This is a genomic window from Azospirillum melinis, from assembly GCF_013340935.1.
Lineage (GTDB): Bacteria > Pseudomonadota > Alphaproteobacteria > Azospirillales > Azospirillaceae > Azospirillum > Azospirillum melinis.
Window position 1 is genome coordinate 1 of the sequence record NZ_WHOS01000153.1, and the last position, 843, is coordinate 843.

Consider the following 843-nt stretch of genomic DNA (forward strand, 5'->3'; position numbering starts at 1 on the left):
AGGGTCCGGACTCATAACCAGTAGGCGACGGTTGCGGCGATGTGGACGGCGGCCATGAAGTTGGTGGCGGAGCGGTCATAGCGGGTGGCAATGCGCCGGAAGTCCTTGAGGCGTCCAAACATACGCTCGATGACGTTACGGTTCCGATAAAGGTAGGGTGAGAAGCAGTTTTTCCAGCGCTTGTTGGCGCGTGGCGGAATGTTGGGCGCGGCCCCGGCCTCTTCGATCTTCCGGCGAACAGCGGCGCTGTCGTATCCCTTGTCGCCGTGCAGGAGATCGGTGGCAGGCATCCGGTCGAGCAAACGGTCGGCGGCGGTGCAGTCAGCGACCTGACCGCCGGTCAGCAAGAAGGCAAGCGGCCGCCCACGCGGATCGCTCAGGGCATGGATTTTGGTGGTTCGTCCACCTCGCGACCGCCCGATGGCCTGGGCACGCTCCCCCCTTTGCCGCCGCTTGCCGAACGATGGGCGCGCACGGCCGTAGAGTCGATCATCACCTGGGCCGGTGGGCCACCCGCCGCCGCCAAGGCATGGAAGATGTCCTCCCACACGCCCTTGGCCGCCCAGCGGACAAAGCGGTTGTAGAGCGTCTTGCGCGGACCGTAGACCGGTGGAGCATCCGCCCAGCGCCCGCCCGACTTCAGCACATGGACAATTCCGCTGATCACACGGCGATCGTCCACGCGCGGCTTGCCTCGGGTGTCGCGCGGAAGGTGCGGTTCAAGCCGCCCAAACTGCTCCACCGTCAACCAGAACTGACCGTCGCTCATCGCAAAGCCCCTTTCCAGGGCGTTGAATCACAACGGCTCACTGACGGAAAGGCTCTTTATGGGTCCGTACCCTA

Annotated in this window: 1 pseudogene; it reads right to left on the bottom strand. The window is 64.7% G+C overall.

Going from position 1 to position 843, the window contains the following annotated elements:
- Window positions 1-11: 11 nt before the first annotated feature.
- Window positions 12-769, bottom strand: a pseudogene (locus GBZ48_RS35900) (IS5 family transposase).
- Between the last annotated feature and the right edge of the window lie 74 nt (window positions 770-843).